Origin of the sequence: Photorhabdus aegyptia (genome assembly GCF_000612035.1) — a bacterium.
GTDB lineage: Bacteria > Pseudomonadota > Gammaproteobacteria > Enterobacterales > Enterobacteriaceae > Photorhabdus > Photorhabdus akhurstii.
Map to the genome: position 1 here is coordinate 17,176 of NZ_JFGV01000047.1, position 26,204 is coordinate 43,379.

Below are 26,204 nucleotides of genomic sequence, written 5' to 3' on the forward strand. Positions count from 1 at the left end.
TTGAGGTTTGTTTTTATAGCACGATATTAATTTCTGCAACTATTTTTATTTAGATTGAATATTAGCTTGAATTTTCGGTACATATAATAACTGATTATCTTCTATTACCTTTTCGTTCCATTCGGTTCCAGAGTCGCCGATAACCTCTTTGCGCTGCTGTTCGGTGGCGATTCGCATATTACCCGTACCGGTTGCCGCTGAAGGTAAACGCCCTAACGTTAAGGTTTCTAAAATATTATAGGCTTCATCACCCAGAGGCGCGCCATTGTTCTGCCAACGCTTATAAGTACTGGCAAAATTCTTAAAATGTTCCGGTGATAGCCAGTGGAAAATCATGGAAAGATGTGCCGGGAATTCAGCTAAGATCTCCGTTTTTACCCACGCCTCCAGTTTATAAGGATCGACTTTATCATTCTCAATAAGTTGACGATTAATTACCACACTGACCATAAATGAAAAGCGGTCAGCCAACGCGTATTTGTCATTGGAAAAATACCAATGGTAGCGCCATGCGTCTTCTGGTTTTGGAAAATTATATTGTTGGCCCGGTATTTTTTTAATTAATATCCGGCCTTTAATGCGATCAAATTCCACGACTTGTGCTTTAAGCTCATAATCGGTAGGCGAATCACTATTAGCTAATATTTTTGTCGCTGGCCCATAGGGGGTAATGACATATTTCAGCGTAATTTCATCATTCACTTCGAGCATCGCAGGGAAGGGGCTTTGGGTGCTGGAGGTGATCCAACGTTTATCTTCTGTTCCCGTTTGATATGTGTCACTGGCATAAACCAGTTGGTAATCCATATCCTCCATCCATACCGGGCTATTACACCAGCGTAAATTACCTTGCTTAAACGCTTGTTCCACGCGGTTTAAATTGCGCTCTAGATCGGTGCTATTACGGGTGTTAAGAGAGAAGGCGTCTCCTGTAATATCGGTGATCATTTGGCCTCGTAATATGAATTTTCTGTCTCCCTCAATAATAATCAGATTAATGACCTGCCCGTGAAATAATTGGTCTGCCGTTCCTTTCTGGGTAATGATTAATTGATGATTTTTGACATTGGGATCACTTTTTATTTCCAGGTTATCGGGCTTTTGCTCGCTATCGAACTTTTTGTCAGGTTTTACCGGTAATAGCTGACGATGTTCAATCAGATAGAAAGGCAAATTAGCTAAGTTGGGGTTGTCTTTAAAACATTCTCCACCTAAGCCAATGCGGGCGGCAATCCGTTTTTGCAGCGCAGATACTTTATCAACACGAATATTATTACGCTGATAGGTTAATTCAGGTTGTTGCGCCAAATAGCCGCGCTGAGTAAAGAGAAAATCCAATGAATCCAGAGTGAGTGGTCTGGCCGCACGATGGGTGCCAAAATATTCCAATAAGTAATTCAGGATTGATAATTCTTTTGCATAATTTTGTCGATGGATACCGTCATCATTATTAATTTGGGAATCATTATTTAGTTGTTTGATTAAATTGGGCATGATCTCCTGATGGACTTTCTGACCGATAGTATTAGCTTTAAAAGGCCATTGTGTACCATATACCGCATTTCCCCGTTGTTTAAAGGCTAACAATTTCGGCAAAATAGCGAGTTCGGCGCAGCCGTTAGCCAGCATCTGTTCAAAAGGCAGCATAAATTGGTGCAAGTGTACTTGCTGTTGAGTTTCCGCATAGGTCTGTAATCCATAGCAGGCGGGTAATTTATTGCTGACTGGATAGTAGTCCAGAACTTTACGATGTTTGCCCCAGTTTAATAATTCGGGCTGTGTCTCAATCAATGGCTCAGTAATAACCTTGCTCGCTATATCTTGTTTAGAAACGGCGACTTTTACTCCACCTTTGGCGGTAATAGTGAGTGGGCTTGCTGGTGAGGAAATTAAGCCTAAGGGATCGTTACCCCATAGCCTGGGATAATATCTTTGAGCGATTGTCCAGGACCAATTATCGTCCGCCAACGGAGAAATATTTTCATCGTGTTTGCCTAATGCTAATTGGGTAATACTTTGTACTCCGGGGATAGCCAATAAGCGATTAGCCAAATGGCTGAGTTTTAATTCTGTCGGCTTGGTGTAATCTTTGGCCGCCGGTAATTCGGGTATCCAGCCGTGATGTAAATAAGGTCCCGCGAATATTTCTTCATTACTGTAGCCTAATTCTTTCATGGCCTGAGTGGTATGACGTAACGGTTTAGCCAATACCATCTGTGCGGTTGTCATATAGACTTTGGCGAAGATGTCAGCAATATCTCTCACATCATCATCCAGCTCAATATCAAGCTGTAATAGGAAATCCGTCGGTTGTAGCCAGATAATTTTACTGACGGATTCTCCCAGATTACGGTTATTTTTTAAGAAAGCCGCCAGACTCTGTTGTGCCAGTACCTTATCGGCCTCAGTTTCCCGGCTAGGGAGTAGATAAAGCCAGTAGTTGCCTCTCAGGGTTAATTGTTGGCTGTCTGGCGTCTGAATGAAACTGTATTCACGTTTCTGTTTGTTATACCAGTATTGATACCGTTCACTTTCAGGTTCACGAACTAGCTGCACATCGTTAAAGAAAAAATAACCTTCACTTTTGTCGTTAATATTATCGCTACTATGTAAATCCAGTAAGGTCCGGCGATAATCTTCCGCGGTAATGGGGCCGCAGGTCAGCATTTGTTGTGGGCCGAATTCTTGTGGAAAAATGCCATCGTTCGGTGTCTGTTCTTGTTTTTCGGGGGTAAGCAGATCGCGCAGGGGGAGCGAATGACGATAGGCCAGATCAGATGCACCGTAACAACTGGCTTCTAATAAGGTAATACCGGGATCATTTTCTGCTGTATTGCTCCAGAGTTGCCCAGACTGTTGCTCAACTACCGTCTTGGCTTGAGTGAGTAAGGTTTCAAAGGCGATATCGTCTTTAACGATGGGAAACAGGGCATCCTGATTATTCATTGTTTGCTCCTTTATTAGCGGGACTCTTTTCTGACCAAACTAAAATCAGTACTTCATTATCAGCAGCCTCTACGCTGTCACCGACTGCTTCTGCGGTTTGGGGCGATTTTTTCAACGTTAAGTTGGTGACTCGTTCAACTAAAGGTGACTGCTGAATGGTGGCTAATAACGGGTAGTAATCAATGCGGTTACCGGTTGTGACGCCGATTGCGCTATCTTCTGCCCACGGCATATATTTTCGGCTGAGTTCCTGCTGTAACTGATGACGACCGTAGTCGGGATTAACCCCTGCGACAAATACCAGTTGATAGCTGATCAGCACGTCAACGTATTTGGGATTGTCGATTTTGAGAGTGGTCCAAGGGCTGCTTAACTGGCTTATCCAATCGGCCATTTCCGCCAGTCGGGCCGGATTCAGGATCGGGCGCAGCGCATCGTCGTTATCTTTGTAACGACTGTTAGGGATCACCGTCAGTTGTTGCGTTTCCGGCGCCGGGATTTTGGTTAATTCATTGGCGGAAGGGTATTTGACATCAAATATACTGATAAAATTCTCTTTCAGTAGCGTAACGATATTATCCCAACTTAAAGCACGGTTACGATGGGATAACCGGGGAGGAATTCGCGTGAGAAAAGCGGATTCTGTTTCTTTCGGATGACCGTTCCAGGATGCCCAGGGTTGTGTCACACGGCTAATGGCGTCGGACGCGCTGACGGTTTGCTTGATGCTATCGGCGGCTAATCCATTGATAAAGTGATCATTTTCAACAGTTTCTGGGTTGACTAATGTAGCAGTGGCGGCGTTATACAATATGCCTTGCATTTTTGGGTAATTCTCAGGGGCGGTCTGTTGAGTGATCTCGGCTTTCAACCAGTATCGTCCTGACGGCATTAAGGCTGCCTGATTTGACGCGTCTTGTGGCAATAACGTACTCCATATTCCCCGGTCAAACAGGTTGTGAGTTTGGTCGTGAACCAGTTGATTTAATGGCTGCCAGGTGTTTTGTTGATTCAGATAAGACCAAAATAGCGTAAGTTCTTGAACACCGACCAATTGCCAGTATAGGGATAAGGTTTGTCCCGGTGACACGTTAGTGAAACCCAAATAGAGTGCGTCATTGGCGAATGAAGGCGTTTCAGCGTTCGCGTTTCCCCAACCGAAAGGCGTGAGAGGATAAACGGTGTATTGCTCGGTTTTTACTTTAGCGCTGAATGTGATTTGCAATGCGCTGATTTGTGGGGTGTAGGGTAAATTTTTACCGGTCGGATCTTGCCAATATTGGGTGTGCATAAAATCCTGCTCAGCCAATTCTATGCGCACTGACGCGGGCCAGTCATTAGGTGATGGACTATCAGTAACAGAATAGTCCATTGTCGGTAAGGTAAAACTCAGGCTTTGTCCTTGTGGCGCATCGGTTCCGCCAAATAACGATGGGGTTCCCGTGAGCTTTTTTCTTTCCTGAGGCGTGACTAAATAGCCTTGGACTTTAAACGCGCTATTATCCAGTTCAGGGGTGTACCCTTTATACCAGGTTTTAAAACTCTTTGTCGGCAAGCCAACCCATTGAGGAATCAGGGTAAGCGTCGCGTTTTCAGAACCATACCATTCAGGGGCAACCAGATTAAAACCGGAACCTAACGATGGAAATTGACCAAAGGGGAAACTGGTTTTATCGGTTTGTTCAGTTCCGCCGTCAGAGGCATAGCGCACACTACGGTTGCCGTTAATGTTGATTGCAATCCCGGTAATTTTGGGCAAAGTGGGTTTTTGAGTCGTGCCTAATGTTAATACCGGTACGTCGAATGTCATGCCGTCAAGGTTATCTGGCGGGCTGATAGGATCAGCGGTGGATGATAATCCCAGTTCAATATTCTTTTTGTCGATAAGTTTTACCGACAATGATAACCAGTGATCTTCTGTACTGATTTTAGCGGTGAGATGTTCCGCTTGACCTTCCCAATCATTTTCCAGCGTCAATGTAATGTGGCGTTCTCCGGCGGACATCGCAAATAAAGAGGAGGTAATCAGATAACCGGATAGCACCGACACATCATTAGCTGTCGGGCTAAAAAGTCGGATACCATTTTCAGGTAATGCAATGTTATCCGAAAGATTAAAAGGGATTGCCGATTGCCAGCCATTGTTGCCGTCTTTCCGATACCAACGCAGGTCGGTCAGCGCCCCTTGATTCGCCAATAAATCCGTGTCTGACGCATACTGTAACGAATTGCCTGCGCTATCTTGCCCGGCATCAAACAGTGTGCCTTGTGCTACCAGAAACTCCTCGTTATCCGTATTCAGGACAACGCTGATGGCGACACTATCCGCTTGGGCGTTTTTAGGATTCAGTCCCAGTAATTCTCGATAATAAAGATCACGGTGTCGTGCCGGGAAGGTGTTTAATAAGCGTTTGGTTGTTTCTAATAGTTTTAAAAAAGCCAGTACGAAAGCCTGATGTGGCGGTAAAAGGCCGTTGGCTTGATTAACTTGCTGGTAAATATTGGCTAATTGCTGAGGACTATTTTTTTGAATAAAGTAGAAACTGTCCCAGAACTGTTTTTTATCTTGATCGAAAGGAATGATTGCGGCGTATTTTTTAAGCCAGTTTAAAATATCCAATGTACTTCTTTCATCAAGTTTAAACGCAGTATTTGGCACAATAGCGGAGAGTTTATTATCTAACTCGGCCTGTCCCATATTGACACCACCTATTATTTGAATATATTCCTGATCAATTCTCAGGAGATCATGGTTATTTAGAAATAAGGTTGAAGGGAGGATTTATCCGGCAGTGACGCTATATTGGCTGGCAATAAAACGGCCTTTTCCCATACTCGGCGTTGTCACATCCGGGCCACTCGATGGATTATTTGCCGGTTGTGTCGGGGTGAAACGGGCGGTAAATTGCTGACCGACAATAATCACCGTGGCGGTGCTGCGACAAAAGTTTGCCTGCTGGCTAGCATCCAATTGAGCAATGGTGACCATTCCCATACCGGGTATCGGATGGTTAGGGGTAATATATTGCGCCTGAAATTGGACCTTTTTTTCGTCACCCACAATGGCGATCTTTTTGCCTTGGATCTGGGCGTGCCCGCTGCCTCTGATGGTCGCCGGCCCTAGAAGGGTGACTTGCCGGTTGCCGAATAACGGTTCAAATAGCAGATTGTCGCCATCCACCACTAGTTGCTTACTCATAGATGCACCCACACCTGGCCTTCGTTGACTTCAAGGATGCCATCAATTTGTTGGTTGATTTCGCTCCCTCTCAGGGCGCAAGTCACCTGAACATGCAGGGTGTTGGGCAAGTCCGTTCTCTGATTGACCTGAATTATCGTGATTTCCGCGCGTGGTTCATAACGCAATACCCGTTCTTCAATTCGGGTTTGGATTTCTGCTATCAGTGCATCATTGATATTGGCAAACAGATAATCATTCAGGCCACAACCGTAATCTTCACGCATAATCCGTTCGCCGGGTTCAGTGAGAAAAAGAATTTTCATGCTTTGGCGAACATTTTCCGCGCCTGCCGCCATTTGGACACCGGTGGGTATTTCTGAGTGCGCATTATCTTGGATAGAAAATTGTGGCGGAAAAGCCCAACCCCGGCCATAAATATCGGCTAATATGCTGTCTGTCATTTTGCTGTCCTATTATTGTGTTAAATTAATTTTCGCACCTTTAATATCGACGCCGGACTTTCCTGTGGCTGACAGGGATTTTTCCGCCTGTAGGTTAATTTCCTGACCTTTAGTGATAATATTCTTGGCCGAATCTAGCGTGATATCTTTATCCTGTTGCAGAGATAATGAATGTTTCCCGCTATTAAGAGCGGCAATTTTATCTTGATGATTGAATATTAGTTCTTGCTGATTATCCCCTTGTTTAATGACCAAGGTTTTTATTGGGTTTTTCTCACTAGGTTCTATCGGTGTTTTATTTTTCGGGTTGTGCATAGCGCCTAATATCACCGGGAAACGGGGATCGCATTCAAAAAAGCCGATAATCACTTCATCCCCCGGTTCCGGGTAGAAACAGAACCCGCTTTCATGACTGGCGTAAGGTTTACCCAGTCGGGCAAACAGCACGCTGTTGGTTAAATTTAACGCCGGTATCCTGACCGGAATTCGGTCCAGTGACTGTTTGTCCTGTTGGTATTTCTCCACAATCCCTACATGCAGCTCTTTAACCTGCGGGACCGCCGGTTCTGTCTCCGGCAACAAACCCAGAGTTAACCGGGTACGCCAACCTTGCCGTTGATTGATGGTCTGACTGACGCCGGTGATAACGCCTTTGCCATCCATTCCCTGACCAAAGCCGCTTAACGCCAGAACATTCCCCGGTTGATAGCGGCTATTCCCTGCAACTTCAACATTGCCGGAGACGTTATCACTTCGCAGGTTATTCAGGATGCCTTGCGCAAGGTATTTGGCTTGTTCATTATCTTGCGGATAGCTAAAAACCCATTGCCATGCCTGATCGGTCAAAGTCGCCAAACTGTCTGGCGCGAGTTGACCACTGCCAAGCCGACTGTTTTTTGCCTGAGTGGCCTGAGACAGTTTTTGTTGTGCGATATCCCAGGATTGTACGCTCACCGTTTTGGGGCTGTGCCGGTTATCCCATTGCAGATCCACTTCAAACAGCACAATGCCTTGATCGCCGGCACGTTGTTTAATCGTGTGCACCGTTGATTGATTAAGTGATTCCGGCGTCGCCAGCGTGACCGTTTCGTTACCGGGTAATAACCAGATATTGGTGGCGGCCAGTCGGCTTTTTAAGAATTTCCAGTCATGGCAGCGAAACTGGACCATTTGCTCATGCTCAGTTTTAAGCTGAGGCGCCTGTTTGATCGTGACGGGTATTCCTGCCTGACTGAATAGTTTTCTGATAATGGCTTCATCACTTTGTTGGCTGAATAACTGTGAATGGAAATTGTCAGTAAGTTTTTGCAGTGGATGTTTCGCCGTTAGGGTAATCAGACTGTCCTGACCTTTGAACTTAAGCGCTTGTCGAACAATGATCCCCTTAAACAACACGGTTTTTTGCACTCTCACGCTCAGTTCTTGATTTGGCCGACAGCTTGTGAGTTCAGCTTGCGCTTTAGCGGTGAAAATCGCGTTAGCGTCACCGGCTACGTTAAGGGTGATCTTGGCGGTGGGAATACCGTTGATTTGGTGGTTGACGGTCAGACTTATCACAGAAAATTGGCTGAGAGTTTTTCCCGCTATTTTAACGTCTATCGCCGGTATCTTCATGCGTCCCCCTGTGCCTGTAGCGTTTGCCCGGGGGTGAAATCATCAAGATTATCCAGATTGTTTTGCCAGGCGAGGGTGAGGTAATCAATGCCGCCAGCCAGAGAAGCCCCGGCGCCTAAGGCGATTAACGGCAGCGAGAGCATATCGGTGACGCTGACTGCGGTGATCGGCGGTGATTTTAACTGCTGTTCAGTGGCTTGAATAACAAAGCTTTCGTCCGCGATCAGCGATAAAGTGACGCTGGCTCGCAGCGGGGTGGCGTCCCGATCAAATAGGGTGTAATTGATGGTGAGATCACTGGCCCGGCAAGCGAAATAACCTTTATTTTCCCAACGCATTTTGCCCCATTTGATTTTGAGGAAGTGGGGTACGCTGGTGCTGGCATCCACCGTACACAGGGTTTTCAAGGTTGCGAGTTGGGTTTCTACCGGAATGTTGTTGCCCGGCATAGTGGCGTCAAATAGCAGAACTAACGTTAAACCGGCGGGTTGTGATAGCACATAGCGGCTGCTTTGGCTGGCATTGTTAACGCTTTCATCCTGTTGGTAGCGGGTTTGATAATCAAGCTGAATCCCATCAGGGTTATACATGGCCTGTAAGCTGCCGACGGAGATTTTCCCTTCCCGGTCTTTAAAGGCGGTCAGGGTGAGTTTGGACAGGCTGCGTTCAATTAAGCTCATAATATCCTCCTGTTTCACGCAACGCCTCTAACACTTCCCGTTTGACGATTTCGATCAGACGGGCGTTATCCAGCGTCTCTTGGGCTAATGTCTGTGGTGTGATGGGATTACTCTCGGAATCAGTCACTTTAGCCCGAATAATCAGCTCCTTAATTTCGACGGTCATACTTTCACTCCTAACCAGCGCATATCTTGATAACGCAACTCCAGTGAGTTCACCAAAACGGTGTTGCTATTGGCGTCAAAGTCGCCGGTGGACCAGCGTACCGGTAGCGCGTTGCTTAATGTCCAGCTTGCCACGGGTAATGAATGTTCATTCAGTAACATAATCACAACATCGGCGTAGACCGCTTTTTCGCCACGCAGGACGCGATCAAACACCAGCGTGAGTGGTGTCACTGTCATCACGCCACGTTCCAACATCAGACTGCCATGTTGGATTTTTTCGGCCAGCCAGGTATTTCTGGCATTTTCCCCGCCCTGGCTGTGTTGGCTGGTTTGCAGCTCGCGGCTCAGGCCCGATATGCGTTGAAAGGCGATATCCAGTGGACTGGGAATGTTGTTAAAAAGAAAACTGGCGATAAAACGGTGTGACACTGCCGGGGTGTAGAGGTTGTTCATATTTTGCCTCTGTTTAACTTTTATTTCTGTTTAACTTAGCGTTTAACTTAGCGGGTGGTACCGGTACGGGTATCGAATGTCAGGCTTAGCTCAATAAATTCAGCCGGAATTAAGACTGCGAGGCTGATTTTCATGATCATTTTTCCGGCCCGTATATCGGCTTCACTCATTGATTCACCCACACCTAATAACACCTCAAACGCCTGATCTTCTTGGGTGCCTCGTAGCCCGCCGTTTAACCATAATTGACGCAACCAGTTGTGGGCTTGTCCTTTAAGTTTCATCCAAGTGATAGCGTTATTAGGCTCAAAGACAAAGGCGCGACCTAGTTGGGTCATATGGGCTTCGATATAAGAAACCAGACGACGGATTTGGATATAACGCCAGAGGGAACCGGGTGTGTTGTCCAAGGTTCGGCATCCCCAGATCTTAATGCCTTTGCCGGGAAAGCTGCGCACCAGATTCAGCGAGGTGCCATCCGGGTTAAAGAGTATATTCGCTTCAATATAAGCGCGTACCGGGCTAATCACTTTGGCTAAGGCAATGTTGGCCGGAGCGGTCCATACGCCTTGTTGGTTATCGTTACGCTGGATGACGGCCGCCACGGCGGCGGTCGGTGAAAGCACGATAGGATTTTGCGCATTATCCTGATAGGCGCTTTTCAGCAACGGCCAGTATACGGCGCCCCATTGTCGATCCGCGGAAGAAAACCGTTTTAAACACTCAGCGGCTAATGTGGGATTGTCTGGAGCATCCAATAATCCCATGATACCGCGTCGGCTCTTGCAAAGATTGAGCGCCGATTGCCAAAATTGTAACCAAAGATCTCTTTGAGTATAGGAAACCTCTGTCTGATTAAAGCGGATAACATCCGGGGTGATAATCAGAGTAATGTCGTTCTCTGCGGAAATCGTTTGTGCCAGCCACGCTTGTTGCAGCGCGGTGATCAATGACGGAAAATCGCTCAATTGCTTCTCAGTACCCAATGACAGCACATAAGCCTGTTGACCGCCGTTTTCAAAGAAATGGCGCACGGAATAGTACATTAATCCTGACTCAGGAAATGACCGGGTAAAATCGGCCAGGCTGTGGAGCTTGATAGCGATTTTATTGACCGGCGATGAGGTGTAACCAATAAAAACCGGTATACCGATAAACGTGTCATCCTGTTTTGGGGATATCAGGTTTTCTGTGACGGTGACGCTCGGCTGTGTTATCTCCATTATCGTCTCCTTAGCGACTGAATAGACGCGGTGTTTAACCGCGTCTCAGTACGATTACTGTGCTACATGTTGTGAAAACTGAAGGATAATAAATTCAGCCGGACGTACCGCGGCCATGCCCACTTTGACAATCATTTTCCCTTGTTTAATGTCGTCGTCAGACATGGTGATACCTTTACCAATCTGAACAAAATAAGCTTCCTGAGGTTTATTTCCCGCTAATGCCCCTTGTTGCCATAAGGAATAGAGATAATTGTCAATGGCTGACTTCACTCGCTCCCAAGTAGGTTGGCTATTGGGTTCAAAAACAGCGGTGCGCATGGCTTGCTTGATATCCCGCTCTGCGCTGTTAAACAGACGTCGAACCGGAATATAGCGCCAGTTGTCATCATTTTGCAGAGTACGTGCGCCCCACACCACAAAGCCCCGCCCATTGAAATAGCGAATAGCATTGATGCCCTGTTGATTCATGGTGCCTTGTTCATCGTCATTGAGTCGTTCAGTGACATCACTGATACCGCTTAGCACGGCATTCGCCGGGGCTTTCCAGACACCACGGCTGGCGTCAGTGGCACAATACACGCCCGCCATGACTGCACTGGCAGGAATGACGTTGCCGTTGGTGGCTATTTTGTTCTGTATTGTTTGAGTAGCTTGTTGGTAGACAGCTAGATTTTTCTGTTTGAGTTGTGACAGATTGGTGATTGCATCGGGCTTTGTTTCCGCATCTTCATAACCTGAAACAGCTATAGCACTATCTTCCGCTTGCATAAGTTGTGAGACTTTCACCGCTGGATAGTAAGTTGCGGTTTGCGATTGCACATTAACGCCAGGTATGCTGGTTTTAGTTTGGCTGTCAGCGATCAGAAAATAGCCGGCATTCAATAATGCGGGGGTTAAGCCGTTGTATATCGCGCTCTGGTAAGAAGAATCCTGTTCAGGGCAGACGATTAAGGTAATCTCCAGAGCTTGCTCAATTAACTCAGGGATTAATGCCGAAGTGGCAGTATCTTGGGGATTAGCAACCGGCAGGATATAACAAGGTCCACCGCCATTTTGAAAATAAAGTTTTACCGCATCACTACTTGTTGTGTAGGTACCGACAGTCACAGTGTAAGTGTAACCGGAGCCTGTATCACCTGCGTTAAGAGCGATATCGGTAGTCGCGACAACTGCTGCATCGCCTGCAACTTTCTCGGAAGGCGGAGTGGGAGGCGGTGGTGTTGGTTTAGTCGATGTGATGGCGATTGACGTAATACAACCGACATTAAATAGATTGGTAAAATCCAGCCAGCTACTAACACGTACCGCTTTTAGGGGTGAGCTAGTTTTTTTAGGTTGGAAACGGCCAATAAAAACAGGTATTGCGGTATTCCCGTGGCTGACAGAGAGCGATAATGACGCATCTTCTTCAATATAGACGCCAGGATAAGTTGGTGTCGTTGGCATGCTGCCTCCAATTATTGTGCGATATTCTGCGTGAACTGCAAGATAATGAATTCGGCTGGACGGACAGCGGCCATACCGATTTTGACGATCATTTTGCCCTGCTTGATATCGTCATCAGTCATGGTGACGCCTTTACCGATTTGGACAAAATAAGCCTGTTCGGCTTTGTCGCCCATCAATCCGCCTTGCTGCCAGAGGGAATGGAGATAGTTATCAATGGCCCGGCGTACAGCTTCCCAAGTCGGTTGGCTGTTAGGCTCGAACACCGCGAAACTCATGGCGTTTTTAATGTCCCGTTCCGCGCTGTTAAACAGGCGACGAACCGGGATATAACGCCAGTTATCGCTGTCTTCAAGGGTTCTGGCTCCCCAGACCAGCGTACCAATCCTAGGAAAAGTACGGATCATATTCAGTGCTTTACCTTGGTTATATTTTCCTTGCAGATCGTCGGTCATCGGATATTTAGGTTGTAATCCGCCCTGAACAGGAACGTTGGCGGGGGCTTGCCAGACGCCCCGGCTATTATCGACACTGGCATAAATACCGGCCATGACGGCACTGGGTGGAATATCAATGGAGGCTTTATTTTCTCCCCATGCAGCGGTCAGCCAGGGGTAATAAACCGCGCCATATTGAGTTGCTGAATAAGGCTTAAGTACATCGTCTGGTTTTTTGTCTGAGGTTATTTGATCCTTTGGGCCATCAAAAATAGCGAATAATCCTTTGCCTAATTGACAAAGTGTTCCGACGGCGGTGGTGATCTCTTCTCCGGCGGCAACCAATAGCGTGACATCATCAAGTACCGGCACTTGCTTTTCTAAATCTTGCGTTTTGACGAGATAACCATATCCACCGCCGTTAATAAAATAGGCCCGCAGTGCGATATCAAGTTTATCGGAAGGATTAAATTGTCCACCTTTTAGTGTTAAATACTCCAGCCAGCTACTGACGCGAATATAGGGCTTACTTGATATTAATGAATTATTATTTGCGACGGCGAAAACAGGCACTGCCGTTGCCCCGGAACGAACAGAAAGAGACGGTGAAGCGTCCTCTTCAATATAAACGCCGGGATAAGTTGGGGTTATTGGCATATTGCCTCCAAGTTATTGTGCAATATTTTGCGCGAATTGTAGGATGATGAATTTGGTCGTGATGAGCTATGCCAATATTGATCATCATGTGTTTGCGCATGGATAATTGGCGATGTCAGACAATTATCTTCTGCAATATAAACATCGGGATAGATCGTTATTGTGGATCTATTAAGGTGCCTGAATGGTGACTCGATCCGCGACCAGTGCGATTTCTTGAATGGCAATATCATTGCTGGTGGCGTCAAAAGAGGGGGAGGTGAATGACGTTGGGAAAGCGTTTGTCACATTCCAGGTCATTAGAATCTCGGTACCGGCTTCGTTGGTCAGACTAATTGCGATATCTTTCTTCTCAACCTGATTAAGTTGAATCGCATTAATCCAGTCAAAAAGCTTAGTGTCGCCGGGAAAGACGCCTTTACGCAGGGTAATATTGATCGCTTGACGTTGGCCCGGCATTTTATAGTAATTACCGGTACCATCTTTATATTCGATGACGTCGTGAGAGATATCGAGTCCGGAAACATTGTTAAAAGGGATTTTCTCATCGCCAATAGAGACAACAAACCGATAAGCAGGAATGGGATAGTCAACAGCAATTTGTTCTGGAGTTATAGCCATGATTTTTTCCTTGATTGTTTACATTTGAAATATAAGGAAAACGTCTATTACTTTGTTTTCCTTAGTACCTAACGATTGAGTATAGCTACCGCAATAACCTGATTTACATAGGTCTTTATTCGTATTAAAGGGTTTGTTCAATGATTATTTAAATCACCTTTGATAAAGCGAGGTGATTATAGAGAATGATTTTTTAGGCGGTAGCATCAATTAATAATGATATTTATTTTTAATTGATGTGGTAGGTTTTAGTGATTTCATGTATCAGCGTTAATTTACTGCTTTCTGTAAACATGAAAATAAATAACAGGTGTGATTTTTATGTTGAATAATATCACGCGATTATGAGATTTTTCATTGCCTGGTAGTTTTGTTCTTTAATCATTTCAACGATAAATTAATTTTTGAATAAAAATATAATCATGAAAATGATTGCTAGTGAAATGAGTTAGAATATTTATTGGGGGTGAAAAGAGAAAACAGCGATTTCAGAAGCATGTGGATTCAAACCGGGTCTTTCGCTTGGAATGTAAATGTGCTGCTTCTATGCGTTTTGTGCATTGACTCAAGCATTTTTATGCCGATAACGGTATTAACAGTAAGTTTGTCGGACGTTTGTTCAAGTTCACTCTGGTGATTTCCATCACCGTTTCACGGCCAAGACCCATACCTCGGTGACTGTTCTGCCAGTCACCGTAAGATTCTCTTTTAACACGAATCGTTGAATACTGATTAAGAACTCTCAGCACGAGTTAGTGGCGTATTTGCTCAAGTTCGTTCTGACTCAGACCGGTGGTTTTCATCACTGTTTCACGATCGATTCCGCTGTTCAGCAATGCATGAGCAATTTTTAACGTTGCTTCCTGGCGTCCCTCCTGACGTCCCTCCTGACGTCCTTCCTGACGTGCTTTATGTTCTAATCTTTGCGCTATTGTCATCAGTACCTCCTCATACTTCGGGGACTGTTCTGCCAGTCGCCGGATAAAACCCTCTGGATCGGCGGTATCTCCCGCCTGTAATAAGTAGTTTAGCACGCTTCTTAGCTGATCTTCCGTATGGTAACCATACGCCAGCAATATGGACAGTTTTTGCAGTGACCCCATCATGTCACGCTGCCAGATATGCTTTTGCACCATTTCCAGTAGCGCGACCCGTTTATGCGTCAGGATTTCATCATCCGAAATTACCGTCACATCTACCAGCGGGAATGGACCGGAATAGAGCTCCTTCGCCAGAGCCGGATCATCGAAGCAGTCGAGCCAATTGGTACTCCAGGGATACGGCTGTATTTTCCCATGATAGAATAACACCGGAATGACCAGCGGCAATTTTTCATGTCCTTGCTCCAGATGCCGTTGCATGGCTGAAATACTGTAACGTATTAATCGGAACGCCATCATTTTGTCCGGGGAACTTTGGTGTTCGATCACGCAGTACACATAACCGTCACCTTGCACCGTTTTCAGTGAATACAAAATATCGGAATAATGCGCACGCAGATTGTCTTCAATAAACGACCCTGATGCCAATTGCAATGTATCCAGATCACAAACTGCCCGAATGGGTTTACCGTCATATTGAGGATTGGACGTAATCATTCTTATCGGGTGATTTAAATCATAAGCTGTTATTGCGGTATCCGAACCATAAATTTTTTTACCATTAAATAATATAGAATGCCAATTTTTCCACTGGCATTTCTTTTCTTAAGTTGTTGTTTGGTTAAAAAAATTATTTTGGGATCACGCAACTGTTGAAACTCATTAGGTATATTAGGTTGTTTGCTAAAAGCAGAACCTCTCATATTACTGCTGCATAAATTATCAGTTTCTGATGCAGCCTCAGTCGTTCCAGTCATATGAAATTTAGGGTTGAAAAGTGAATAGGTGGAAATTTCGCTTTGATGGCCTGTTTTGGCTGATTGGTGTTTCATTGAATTTGTTTTTTTATTTGCGTAGCTATCTTTTTTATCGAAAGTGGAGTACATGTTATCACCTAAGTTTTGATTCAAATGTATATTAGGGGTAAATGAAATTTAAATTTTTATTTCTCGACTTTTTTCCATTCCTTCACTTTCACGTTTCCTGGGATTTTTATTTCAAGACTGCGATTAAACTTACTATCTATACGTTCCAGAATCCCTTTTGCATCCAAACGCCCTAATTGAACTGGATTTATGCCAGATTGTTTTAATAATAATGATTTTAAGTCAGACAGTTTCCCTTTTACAGCAGGGGCTTGTGAAAGCTTTTTTTCGTGCAGCAAGTCAGGAGAAGCAAAAAATTCAGCTTCATCTAACCCAAGTTCTTTAAGTTCAGCAGGGTTTTCTATATCAACTTCTGCAAAGTGAGTCGTATTAGACAGGAATTTTCTATCAGATACTTCTCCATCTATCGCTAACAAGAAGAAAGTAAATGCCGTATTTCCTAAACGGTTCCAATCATCTTCATTAGTGTTGCTTCCTTGAGTACGTTTTAATGTTTTTATTCCCTCATTGACTAAATTAAAGTTTGATCCAATTTCATTAAATACAGGTTCTTCTGTTTGGGCAGTCGTATAATGCCTCAGAGTGAATTTCTTATCTTTTACTTTATCTAAAAGATTTGCGGGCGCTTTTTCAGAGGAGAATTTTATTTCATTATTGGTGATGTCATTCATTATTTCAAATGGTAATTTTCTATCGGAAGGAGAAAATCTATCTTTATACTGATTGAAAATATCTTCAGCTTTGGGTTTTTCATTCGGATTTTTGCGAGTGCTCGATGTTACTGAGCTTTCTTTTTTCATCACCAAATCTGGTGTATGCTCCTGTGCTTTACTTTCACTGTCACCATTCTTTACTTCGGTTTCCAGTTTTTCGGTGTGCTGTTGATTTGGGGTGTCTTGTGCATTTAAATCTTTTCTATCTCTTCTATTTTTAGATGTATCGAGTTCAAGGTGTTCAGTTTGGTGCTCAGTTTGTTTACTGCTATTTGATCTTGCAGGAGCAGCAATAGCTTGAGCTGCCTGAGGGCTAATTTCGAATTTTTTTATAAGATCACTTATTGGCATGATATTACTACCTATAGATTGATTGAATAGTAAATAATATATGGATTAAATTAAACGCTAACACGAAAAAGTAAAATAAAAACATTAAAAATAATTAATTTTAATAAATAATTATTTGCTAAGTGAGTGTTTGCTATTTTAGTATGAAAATAATTTTAAATCCCAATTAACTTATCAACATTTTCTTTAGAAACAACAATGCCGACACCATTTATATTAATAATAGCTTCTTGGCTATCTTTCCATTTGGCAAGCGTATCTTTTATTGGTGTTAAATAAGTTGCACTAGTAATGCCGGAAACTTCGACAATGACATTTTGATTTCCTTGGTTTTGATTATTTTCTGTATCAGGCTCGGTTGTCAGATTCACTTTAACAGGGTAAGACGTACATCTTCTGTACCGCCTAATTCTGCGCATAATTTATCTATTAAAGCTTGGTTTATTTGTGAATTATCCAGACTGGTTTTTTGATCCACAGAAGCGGATATTTTACTGACAGGGGTTACATTGTCAGAAGCAATGATAGTTGTCATGTTGACTCCAATTCTACTTAATTTTTAAAATGCCAATCGGCCGGTTTTATTTAATTCAAGTATCACGGCCCGTTCTATATATTTATTTTTTAGGTTATTTTTCTATTGATTGGCATAAATAGGTTGGGTTGATTTTTCTGTTTATGATTTTACCGATGAATTAATAGCAAAGTACAAAGATAATCATACCTATGATTATCAGAAAAATAAATTAAAATGATTATTCTGTAGGTATATATTGTCTTGGTTATTTAATAACGTTTCTAAATAGCGTTTCATAATTCCGCTACACATGGCATTCTTCAACCCATTGTTATATATGAAATTATGAGTGATATAAGATGTAGCACTATTTTATAATCTTATTTAGTATATGAGAATGACCATGTTGTATCCTGACTGTTGCAATAATGAAATAGAATCGAAAATTTATTGATATAATGGCACTTTCTTTTCAAGAAAGTTGCCATTATAGATTATTTATATAATCAATTCCTGCCTTATATTAATGATTATTGCAACTTGTTAATATCGGGATAGCTATCTCGGATATCAGGTTAGGCGCTATAAAACGGCGGATAGTGTAATTCGGACAGGCTATAACAACCGTTTTTTGAGTGAATTGATAACCTTAATACTATTACCGTTCTTGCCAGGGGAAACGATAGCATCCTCCGACAATACTTTAACGCTCACTTGGCCGTTATCATTAGCTAACAGCGCGTAGCTATAACCGGCTCTAATAGCGGGTTTTCCGGGTTTGATTTCATCATAGTTAAAAACGCTGACATTTTCTGCGGTATTGTCAATCACAACTGCCTGTTTTCCCATATAGGTAATAACACTCTGATCATACTCTGCAAAAATATTCACTAAATCGTTATTTTGTTTATTAACTGCAATTGGTTTGCTATCCGATAAAAGGGCTTTATGACTCTGAGCGGTAGTGACAACACCATCCTGCCCGGTTCTCCATTCATCATCGCCCGGTTTTTGGCCGGTATGGTAAGCAAAGAAATAATTATCCTTCACGGCATACACCATAGTGCAACCGCTTAACGCCCCTGACGTGACAATGATCGGATACCCGGGCCGAATATCTCGCAAGGCAATTTTTATTCCCACAGTTCCCGATGCGCCATTAACCACATTAATACCGGTAATATTGTGGTCTAATTTATTTTTTCCCCAATGCTTTCCTATAGCTCCTGAACCCGATTCTGAAGAGGTTACTTGATCACCACGAAATCCCGTAACAACATCATGAAAAGGGATCTCCTGACCAGAGTCACTATTTCTCAAAGAGCTGGCCTGCTCAAGCTGATTATTGCTATCATAACGATGCGCTATCACCGGTATATCGATTGGCGCATTATCACTACCCACCAGTAATCCCTTTCTCTTGAGCGGAGAAATATGCCCTTTATTAAGCTTATTATCTGCGGTGAAGTATTTTAACATTGATAATTCCTCTATAATAATTAAATTTTTTACCTTTAAGATTTATCTGATAATGATTGTTCAGATAATCTGATACTACGAATATAAATATTTAAATAATGCATCTATTTTCGACTGAGAAACAAACTCTCATAGGTGTTTCTTTAGTGCAATAGTTTTAGTTTACAGCATAATGTTATCCGTTTTTGTTTTGTTATTTAACTATGTGTATTTAATCATAAAGTTGAATAATGGGTATTTAATTGAGATCTATTTTCAGATTTGTCTTGTTTTTATTATCAACGTTTTGGTGCAATAATTATCTGATTAATCAGAAAAATAACAAAATGTATGGATTTGAAAAATTAATTATCATTGGAAATAACGGGGGCTATATTATTAAATATAGCCCCCGGGTTTTGCATATAAATTATGGTATATTATTTAACGTCTATAATACTAAATTTCACTTTGATGTAATAACTGTTTTCACTTTCACGCTTTAGATATAAATTATTAACATCTAGAATGCTTGTTTCAAGTTTTCCATTTTCTTCTCTTCCGGCTTTAAAATCTTGGGAATTTCTATTAATAATATTTGCCAGATAGATTCCCATCATGTTTAGATTTATAACCTTTATTGCCAATGAACGAAAACCTTCTGAATCATTGATTTCTAAAATGACATTTCCATCTGATTTCTCTCCGCTTTTAAAATGTAGGTGTTTGCCTACTGTTATTTCACTGAAATCAAGCAAGTTATTGCTATATACATTGAAGTTGGATAGAGAATGATTATCCAGTACTGTTTGTGTTTGCATTAATTCAGGGCTATCTTCTTCTCTGCCAGGTAAAAAGATATCATAATTTTCTTGTTTTAAAGAATCAGCGAAAGTAATAATTTTATCATCTGTTGTTACCACGCCAATTATATATTCGCTATAACTGAGAGTGTTATTACTATTGGTAAATAACATCGATGTCAAAAGGTATTTTATATCTCGTGATTCATTAAGATATTCATTGACATTAATAGTGGAAATCTCTCGTTTAGTTCTGCTTGAACCCGCAGTTTTAGGTTGTGGCAGCGTTTTCAACTCTTTATTTTCCCAATACTTTTCATGTTCGTTTCTATAGCCGCGAGTGACTGCATAAGAACGAGTTGTACTTCTGGGTTTGCCGTTATCCCAGATTTCTCTACACGCTAATACATGAACATTTTCATAATTTTTCTCTTTAATGAATTCAATAAGGTCTTTAATACTGACTTTTTTATCAATAGGAACATTTGGGTTAATGCTTATTAAGTCAACAGCCGGTGTGCCATCATTTACCCTTATTACTGTTTTTCTGTTTTCGATTAATGCCAGAACATACTCTTTTTCTTTATCTTTTTCATACCATGAAAATTGATATTCTGCGACTTTGGGCACTGAACTATTTTTTAATTTTGAGGCGCTAATGCCTGTTGCATCTTCTGCCCTTAAATTTGTATGTTTTTCTATAATATTACCGATGTTCTTTAACTGTTCAAATTTCTTTTCAGTAAATAACGATTTTAATAAGTCATAATCTTTATATCTGTTAGGGAATGCTGCCCAGAATTTTTCATAATTTCCGCCAACCGCTGAATGAGGATTTAATTTATTAAATTCATTAACAAATCGTTCAATAAGTGGATCATCTAACCGGTATTCATCTGGCGCCCAAAATATAAGGTTTTTACTCTTTGGAAATATAATTGGTCTGGCTGAATTCTCACGACCACCATGAGCGGAAAAAATAGCGGTTTTACTGGTAGCAGGATTTTCGTTTTTATCCCAGGCGGTATAGATATTGAATTTAGAGTTGGATTCATCAACTCCCACAGTATAATTTGAATCACTGTTGTCTAATATTTTAAATTTACCGACTTCTCCTTTATCCCTTAGTAGATAAAATGTATCCTGACGAGTATCCCCGGTCGGCGATCTAACAAATGTTTTAGGCCGATTGGCATTTTCGGTCAGTATCTTTTCTGATGAATTTGTTAATGCTTGAAATTTTCTATGTTTATTAATATAAGCCAGAGCATAAGCTGATCTGGCGACTCTGCCATTCCCGTCACCAAATGGATGAATTTCAATTAAAGTTGAATAGATAAGGAAAGGATCAACGCCATTAACGCTTTTTGTTCTTGCCAGATAATAAGGAAGAATCGTTTTGGATGATTCCATATGTGGAAATATCTGATCACCAAAACCACGATAATGTCTTAATGTAGCACCCGGCTTTAAACGATAGAGTTCATCGTGCAGTTGTGTCAATATATTAAAATCACTGATATCTTTGTCAATATATTTGGATAGTACTTTTGTGACATGGTGTGCGTCATTAGCGTTTGATGTACTTTTACTGACAATCCAATTGGCTGCTTTATTTAAATGACTGCTTCCTGAAATATCTTCAACATTAATTATTTTTCCTAGCTGATCTGAAAAGGTTAATTTATCGTCAAGGAAAGTTGATATATAATTAATTCGTTTCCTGTCATTTATTAAAGTATAACTTCTTGCTGCTACTTCATCTTCAAGCTTCCTGAATGATATTTTATTGATTGGACTCCCTTCATAATCTAATGTGATCGAATCCTTTATCATCTTATTAAGTTTTTCCCAGCCAACAATTTCAGCTAACTCTTTGGCCTCTTGCGTTTTCATCAGATGTGATTGTAAAACTTCTGTCTTTTTCTCAGTATTAAATCTTGACCAATATTTTCGATCAAAAAACCATTTATATCTATTGCGAATGTTTTCTAATCTCCACGGATTAGTGTTTGAACCGGGAATTTTCTTGACACTCTCTCTGGCTAATTGAGAATTTCCTCTATAATTAATGTTTATTTTTTTGATATTGAATTTATTAGTAATGTATCCACCGCTATTCTCAATTAACTTTGCGCCTTTAGCAATTTTTCCACTGATTGCCCGATTACTAAAAATTGCATGGAAAGCGGATGAAACAGCAAAATTAACCCAAGCCTCTTGTTGTAATGCGTGACTCTCCTCATTAGTGTTCACAATCGCTGATTGAATAAGTGGTATGATGGTATTGGCCGTAATAGTGGCTAAATAACCTTTGATCGGGCTGATAGGGAGAGTCATTGAGATAGCCTCGAAAAGCTGTCTGATTATATTAAGATAATAATCAGCTATAATTTCACTTTCCGTATAGCTTATCTCATCCATATGTTCTATATATTTATCAAGAAATTCGTCTACTGTTGTTCCTGTGGAACCAGAAAGTTTATTAATTCCTTCATTGATATAATATTTCACATCTTCATTGTTTCTAAATCTATTGATATATCTTTCATAATCACCAGTAACATCGTGCAATTTAATTAAAATATTTTCAATGTCGCTATTTAATAGATATTTTATATCTTTTCCACTATATTCAACTTTATTAAACTCTTTGTGATTGATGTTTCTAATTAAATCATAAATTGTGAAATATTTAGTTATCGGTTTTGGTTGGTTTTTACATACATCAAATTCTCTATTAATTTTAGGCTTGCATTTATCAAGCATTCTCTTTGAAATAATAACAGTAACTCGTTGATCTAAATGAACACGATTACCAGAAATCTCTTTAATTCTAGATTCAATATACTGATAAGGTGATGATATTTTTGAAACCGTATCTTCTGCCTTTGCTAATCTTTGAAGTTTTGTAATAACGTTTTGATTAAATTCACCTATTTTATTACCTAAATCATTATTAAGCAGATCTTGCTGCATTTCAAATGTGATCCCTTCAGGGAGAATAATTTTTTGTTTAATATCATTTGATATATTACCTTTCAGTAATCCCAGAATCGAAACTCTGGCAATACTATCTTCAATGGCAAGGCAAGTTTCTATGTCAATATTAGAAGTAAGATTATGCTCCTGGCGCCACCCTTCAAAGTAATCAATCAGAACTATGTCATTAAGTTCTTCATTGTCAAAATTAGATTCATGATAACGATCCAACTCTTCTGAATATTTAGTCTTTAAATATTGTAACGAAGTATATCCATAAAAATCATAATTATAAGGAATATGATTGGACATTACAGTAATAGAGTCAGCATCAGTTTCAAATTGCCGATTTTTATTAAAATAGATCATCTCCTCATATCTATTTTCTAACTCAGGTACTGAATAGGTTTGTTTATGAATATCCGTATGATGAAAGGCTCTGAAATACCTTGCATAAGGCACTTGTTCTACTCTCAATCTATGATAATTAAAATTTTTAGCGTGGTATATTTCATAAGCTTTGGTAAAGTCTTGTTCAGAAAAAATAGCGACAGGAATATCAGAATGATAACCACTATAGGATTGTTCACTTATTTGATAATTAAATTTCATTTTATTGGTCTCTCTATTGTTTTATTGATGGTGTTTTTTTGCATGATGAGTGTTTTTGCTATGTTTTTTTGTTTAGCATATTTCCAATTATTAATTTTATAATGATAAATATATTAGGAGTAAATAATATATATTAGTTGTCATTGATGTTTTCTCTATTATATCCAGAAACTTTCATATTTTTGGAGGTAAAGGTATCGGCTTCAATTCCACCTAAATCGGCACATAATTTATCTGTCAGAGCTTGATTAATTTGTAAGTTATTTAGGCTTGGTTTCTGATCCACCGAAGCAGAAATTTGGCTAATGGGTGTAATGTTGTCTTTAATATCTTGCAGTTTCATTGGTACGGTAATTGAATACATTAGAGAGAGGCGAGGGCGATTACCGAGAGCTTGCCAAAAGTTACCCAGGCTATTTAAGTTTTCTTGTTGTGGAATAATCCGGATATAGGCGCCAGGAATGCCGGTTAATTGACGGTTATTAATTAATGCATTCAGAGCACGAGTCATCACTTGCGTCGCTTGATTATTGGGTTGGCTATCCGGGCTTGAACTGTCGCTTGATGGTTTGTTAGCATCCCAGTAAGTGATTAAATAGTTACAATTGATATTGAACCATCCCGGTAATAATGTGTTGGTCATTGGGTTATAACGTCTTGGTTCAGCGGCGCGTAATTGTAAATCTTCATTGATGTCATAAAGAAATACACTGACCGTCGGTTCCGATTGAATGGAATTAATTTCAGGTAAATCAAAACGGATATCAATTTTATTGCCATTGATATTTAGATACTGGGATAAAACAGTATTTAATGCGTTATTTACTTCAATAATCGCATTGTCAGAAGCAATTAGGGTTGTCATATTTATTCCAATTTTGTTGAATTTTTAGAAAACCAGTCGGCCAGTTTTATTTAATTCAAGTGTAACGGCTCGATTTATATGTTTATTTTCGATTTGGTTACAGTGGTCATTTTTCGCTAACATTGAGGCTAATAGCGCAATATTTCTGATATTAGCCCCGGTTAAATTAGCTCGTTTAGCCAGATGGGTAAAATCAATGGTATCGGATAATTTAATTTGTTCCGGCCAAATGACTTGCCACATTTTCTTACGTAATATTTCATCGGGATAAGCAAAACGGGTAATAAAGGTAAAACGGCGATTAAAAGCACTGTCTAAATGGCTGCGATTATTGGTGGCTAAAATTACTAATCCCGGATAACTTTCCAATCTTTGTAATAAGTAGGAAACTTCAATATTAGCATGTCTGTCTTGAGCATCTTTGGTTTCACTGCGTTTGCCAAATAAAGCATCCGCTTCGTCGAAAAATAGCACGCCGGAATCCGCTTCGGCCAGATCGAAAATCCGGGAGATGTTTTTTTCCGTTTCGCCAATATACTTATTCACCACGGTAGAGAGATCCACTTTAATTAGATCAACGCCAAGATGACCGGCGATCACTTCGGCAGCCATCGTTTTGCCAGTCCCGGATTCTCCATAAAATAGCGCACTAATACCGGTGCCATAACCGATTTTTTCCTGAAAGCCGGTAGCCAGAATTTGGTCACGGTAATGAATGGCGGCAATAATCTCTTTTAATTGTTGGGTTAATGTGTCTGAAATGACTAAATCATTAAGGCCGCGTTTAGGCGTTATTTGTTGCGCTAATTTACCGAAATTCTGTTGAGCACGGAAACTTAATGCCTTACGCAGATCGGTTTCTTCCAACTGACCTTCCGGTTGTTGGAGTATTTGGTATTGATTCGCTTCTATAAGGATTTGCGGTAATGTTTCTGCGGTGAATGAAAAACGTTGGCATAGCTCAGTAATATTTATTTTCTGAATGATATTATCCGATAAACTTGCTTCCAGCATGGTTTTTTTATCCGCCAGAGTCAGTACCGGCATATTAATTTGCACTATTGGCAGGTGTTTAATCCACATTAGTGAATCTTGTGGTTCTGCCAGACAAACTACACGTAATTTTGGTTGATTTAATAAATCGGATAATTCGCTATGTAATATTTTCTTTTCATCTTTGAGCAAAGAAAAATTGCGAATTAATAAACAGGCATCATGTAATCGTGTTTCCCGTACTGCATCTATCAGCAAATTAGGATTACTTTCCTCCGGTAGTTGAGCTAAATCTAGAGTTAAGGTATTGATATTATGAAATGCCATAATATTGCTTACCGCTAATTCTCTGGCGCTATCTTGTTTTCCTCTGAGTATTACCAGCGGGCGTAGTTCATCGGTTTTATTTAATAATATTTTTCCAAGTGAACGGTAAAGGGGTTGTGGATACCAACCGTGTGAGGCAGAAGAATGCCAATAAGCACAAGTTGTCAAGGGGGATAAAATAACCCATTGGCCTGATCAGAAATGCCAAATAGTGCTGTGAGTTAGAAATTGAGTTTGTAACCAAATAGGCTCTTCGTTGTTATTAAGCCGTAATAGTTGATGACTGATTAACGGTGTTTGCGGCAGAAGGCTATTTTGTAGTAATTGCCGATCACTTTGGCGTTGGCTAAATAATTCAATTGCTAAGGCAAAACTCGGCCACTGTTTTTTACTGTTACCGTGCAGAGCAGCAAATAATGCATGATAACGGCTATCGAAATGGGGTAATAAACCTAATAATAAAACATCCCGTTCAAATTCAGTGAGTTCAAAACGTTCAACTAATTGTGATAATGCATTGGGGTTTTCTTCGATTTCAGGGGAATTAATAATATCATCTTGTTTAGTGATCCAATGAGGAATGCCTTGTGGCTTTGTCAGACGCTGGTTTAATTCATCTTCGGTAAGGAGAAAACTCTCCGGTAAATAATCGTATTTTTCTCCAGGGCAACCGCATGAATGATTAAATATCACTCACATTAGCAAA

General features: G+C 41.0%; 20 protein-coding genes and 2 pseudogenes. All 22 read right to left on the minus strand.

What is annotated here, in order from left to right:
* Positions 1–45: 45 nt before the first annotated feature.
* On the minus strand, positions 46–2,946 hold the full coding sequence (locus BA1DRAFT_RS14705; protein WP_036780535.1) for a hypothetical protein: 2,901 nt from the start codon (positions 2,944–2,946) through the stop codon (positions 46–48).
* A complete protein-coding gene (locus tag BA1DRAFT_RS14710) occupies positions 2,939–5,644 on the minus strand; it encodes a baseplate J/gp47 family protein (protein ID WP_036780536.1) in 2,706 nt (901 codons plus the stop codon). The genes BA1DRAFT_RS14705 and BA1DRAFT_RS14710 overlap by 8 nt, the downstream gene beginning before the upstream one ends.
* Before the next feature lie 84 nt (positions 5,645–5,728).
* On the minus strand, positions 5,729–6,145 hold the full coding sequence (locus BA1DRAFT_RS14715; protein WP_036780537.1) for a hypothetical protein: 417 nt from the start codon (positions 6,143–6,145) through the stop codon (positions 5,729–5,731).
* Positions 6,142–6,588 (minus strand): GPW/gp25 family protein, encoded by a 447-nt coding sequence (locus tag BA1DRAFT_RS14720; RefSeq protein ID WP_036780538.1) that lies wholly within the window; start codon positions 6,586–6,588, stop codon positions 6,142–6,144. Before BA1DRAFT_RS14720 ends, BA1DRAFT_RS14715 begins: the two co-directional genes overlap by 4 nt.
* A 12-nt stretch (positions 6,589–6,600) precedes the next feature.
* Positions 6,601–8,202: a phage baseplate assembly protein V gene (locus BA1DRAFT_RS14725; RefSeq protein WP_036780539.1), complete on the minus strand. Its 1,602-nt coding sequence runs from the start codon at positions 8,200–8,202 to the stop codon at positions 6,601–6,603.
* On the minus strand, positions 8,199–8,882 hold the full coding sequence (locus BA1DRAFT_RS14730; RefSeq protein WP_036780540.1) for a CIS tube protein: 684 nt from the start codon (positions 8,880–8,882) through the stop codon (positions 8,199–8,201). Before BA1DRAFT_RS14730 ends, BA1DRAFT_RS14725 begins: the two co-directional genes overlap by 4 nt.
* Positions 8,869–9,048 (minus strand): DUF5908 family protein, encoded by a 180-nt coding sequence (locus BA1DRAFT_RS14735; protein WP_036780541.1) that lies wholly within the window; start codon positions 9,046–9,048, stop codon positions 8,869–8,871. The genes BA1DRAFT_RS14730 and BA1DRAFT_RS14735 overlap by 14 nt, the downstream gene beginning before the upstream one ends.
* Positions 9,045–9,503: a phage tail protein gene (locus tag BA1DRAFT_RS14740; protein WP_036780542.1), complete on the minus strand. Its 459-nt coding sequence runs from the start codon at positions 9,501–9,503 to the stop codon at positions 9,045–9,047. The genes BA1DRAFT_RS14735 and BA1DRAFT_RS14740 overlap by 4 nt, the downstream gene beginning before the upstream one ends.
* A gap of 47 nt (positions 9,504–9,550) precedes the next feature.
* Positions 9,551–10,726 carry a phage tail sheath family protein gene (locus BA1DRAFT_RS14745; protein WP_036780543.1) on the minus strand — a complete coding sequence of 392 codons (1,176 nt, stop codon included), beginning with the start codon at positions 10,724–10,726 and terminating at the stop codon, positions 9,551–9,553.
* A gap of 54 nt (positions 10,727–10,780) precedes the next feature.
* A complete protein-coding gene (locus tag BA1DRAFT_RS14750; RefSeq protein ID WP_036780554.1) occupies positions 10,781–12,175 on the minus strand; it encodes a phage tail sheath family protein in 1,395 nt (464 codons plus the stop codon).
* A gap of 11 nt (positions 12,176–12,186) precedes the next feature.
* Entirely contained in the window at positions 12,187–13,269 is a 1,083-nt protein-coding gene (locus BA1DRAFT_RS14755; protein WP_036780557.1) for a phage tail sheath family protein, read from the minus strand.
* A 171-nt stretch (positions 13,270–13,440) separates the two neighbouring features.
* The gene (locus tag BA1DRAFT_RS14760; RefSeq protein ID WP_036780559.1) at positions 13,441–13,890 is read right to left on the minus strand and encodes a phage tail protein; all 450 of its coding nucleotides are present in this window, start codon (positions 13,888–13,890) and stop codon (positions 13,441–13,443) included.
* 575 nt (positions 13,891–14,465) lie between these two features.
* On the minus strand, positions 14,466–14,639 hold the full coding sequence (locus BA1DRAFT_RS23565; RefSeq protein WP_160170010.1) for a hypothetical protein: 174 nt from the start codon (positions 14,637–14,639) through the stop codon (positions 14,466–14,468).
* Between the two features lie 3 nt (positions 14,640–14,642).
* On the minus strand, positions 14,643–15,488 hold the full coding sequence (locus tag BA1DRAFT_RS14765; protein WP_051560812.1) for an Rpn family recombination-promoting nuclease/putative transposase: 846 nt from the start codon (positions 15,486–15,488) through the stop codon (positions 14,643–14,645).
* A 29-nt stretch (positions 15,489–15,517) separates the two neighbouring features.
* A complete protein-coding gene (locus BA1DRAFT_RS14770) occupies positions 15,518–15,877 on the minus strand; it encodes a hypothetical protein (RefSeq protein WP_036780561.1) in 360 nt (119 codons plus the stop codon).
* A 56-nt stretch (positions 15,878–15,933) separates the two neighbouring features.
* Entirely contained in the window at positions 15,934–16,941 is a 1,008-nt protein-coding gene (locus BA1DRAFT_RS14775) for a hypothetical protein (RefSeq protein ID WP_036780563.1), read from the minus strand.
* A 155-nt stretch (positions 16,942–17,096) separates the two neighbouring features.
* The gene (locus tag BA1DRAFT_RS23800) at positions 17,097–17,312 is read right to left on the minus strand and encodes a hypothetical protein (protein WP_051560813.1); all 216 of its coding nucleotides are present in this window, start codon (positions 17,310–17,312) and stop codon (positions 17,097–17,099) included.
* Positions 17,309–17,476, minus strand: coding sequence for a hypothetical protein (locus tag BA1DRAFT_RS23805; RefSeq protein WP_200868789.1), 168 nt, complete (start codon positions 17,474–17,476; stop codon positions 17,309–17,311). The genes BA1DRAFT_RS23800 and BA1DRAFT_RS23805 overlap by 4 nt, the downstream gene beginning before the upstream one ends.
* A gap of 597 nt (positions 17,477–18,073) precedes the next feature.
* A complete protein-coding gene (locus BA1DRAFT_RS14785; RefSeq protein ID WP_036780567.1) occupies positions 18,074–18,937 on the minus strand; it encodes a cytotoxic necrotizing factor Rho-activating domain-containing protein in 864 nt (287 codons plus the stop codon).
* A 419-nt stretch (positions 18,938–19,356) separates the two neighbouring features.
* Complete coding sequence (locus BA1DRAFT_RS14790) at positions 19,357–23,313, minus strand: putative adhesin (RefSeq protein ID WP_036780569.1); 3,957 nt, start codon at positions 23,311–23,313, stop codon at positions 19,357–19,359.
* Positions 23,314–23,515: 202 nt separating this feature from the next.
* A pseudogene (locus BA1DRAFT_RS14795) lies at positions 23,516–24,178 on the minus strand (Pvc16 family protein); the annotation flags it as partial.
* A 24-nt stretch (positions 24,179–24,202) separates the two neighbouring features.
* Positions 24,203–26,158: pseudogene (locus BA1DRAFT_RS14800) on the minus strand (ATP-binding protein); the annotation flags it as partial.
* Positions 26,159–26,204: the final 46 nt, after the last annotated feature.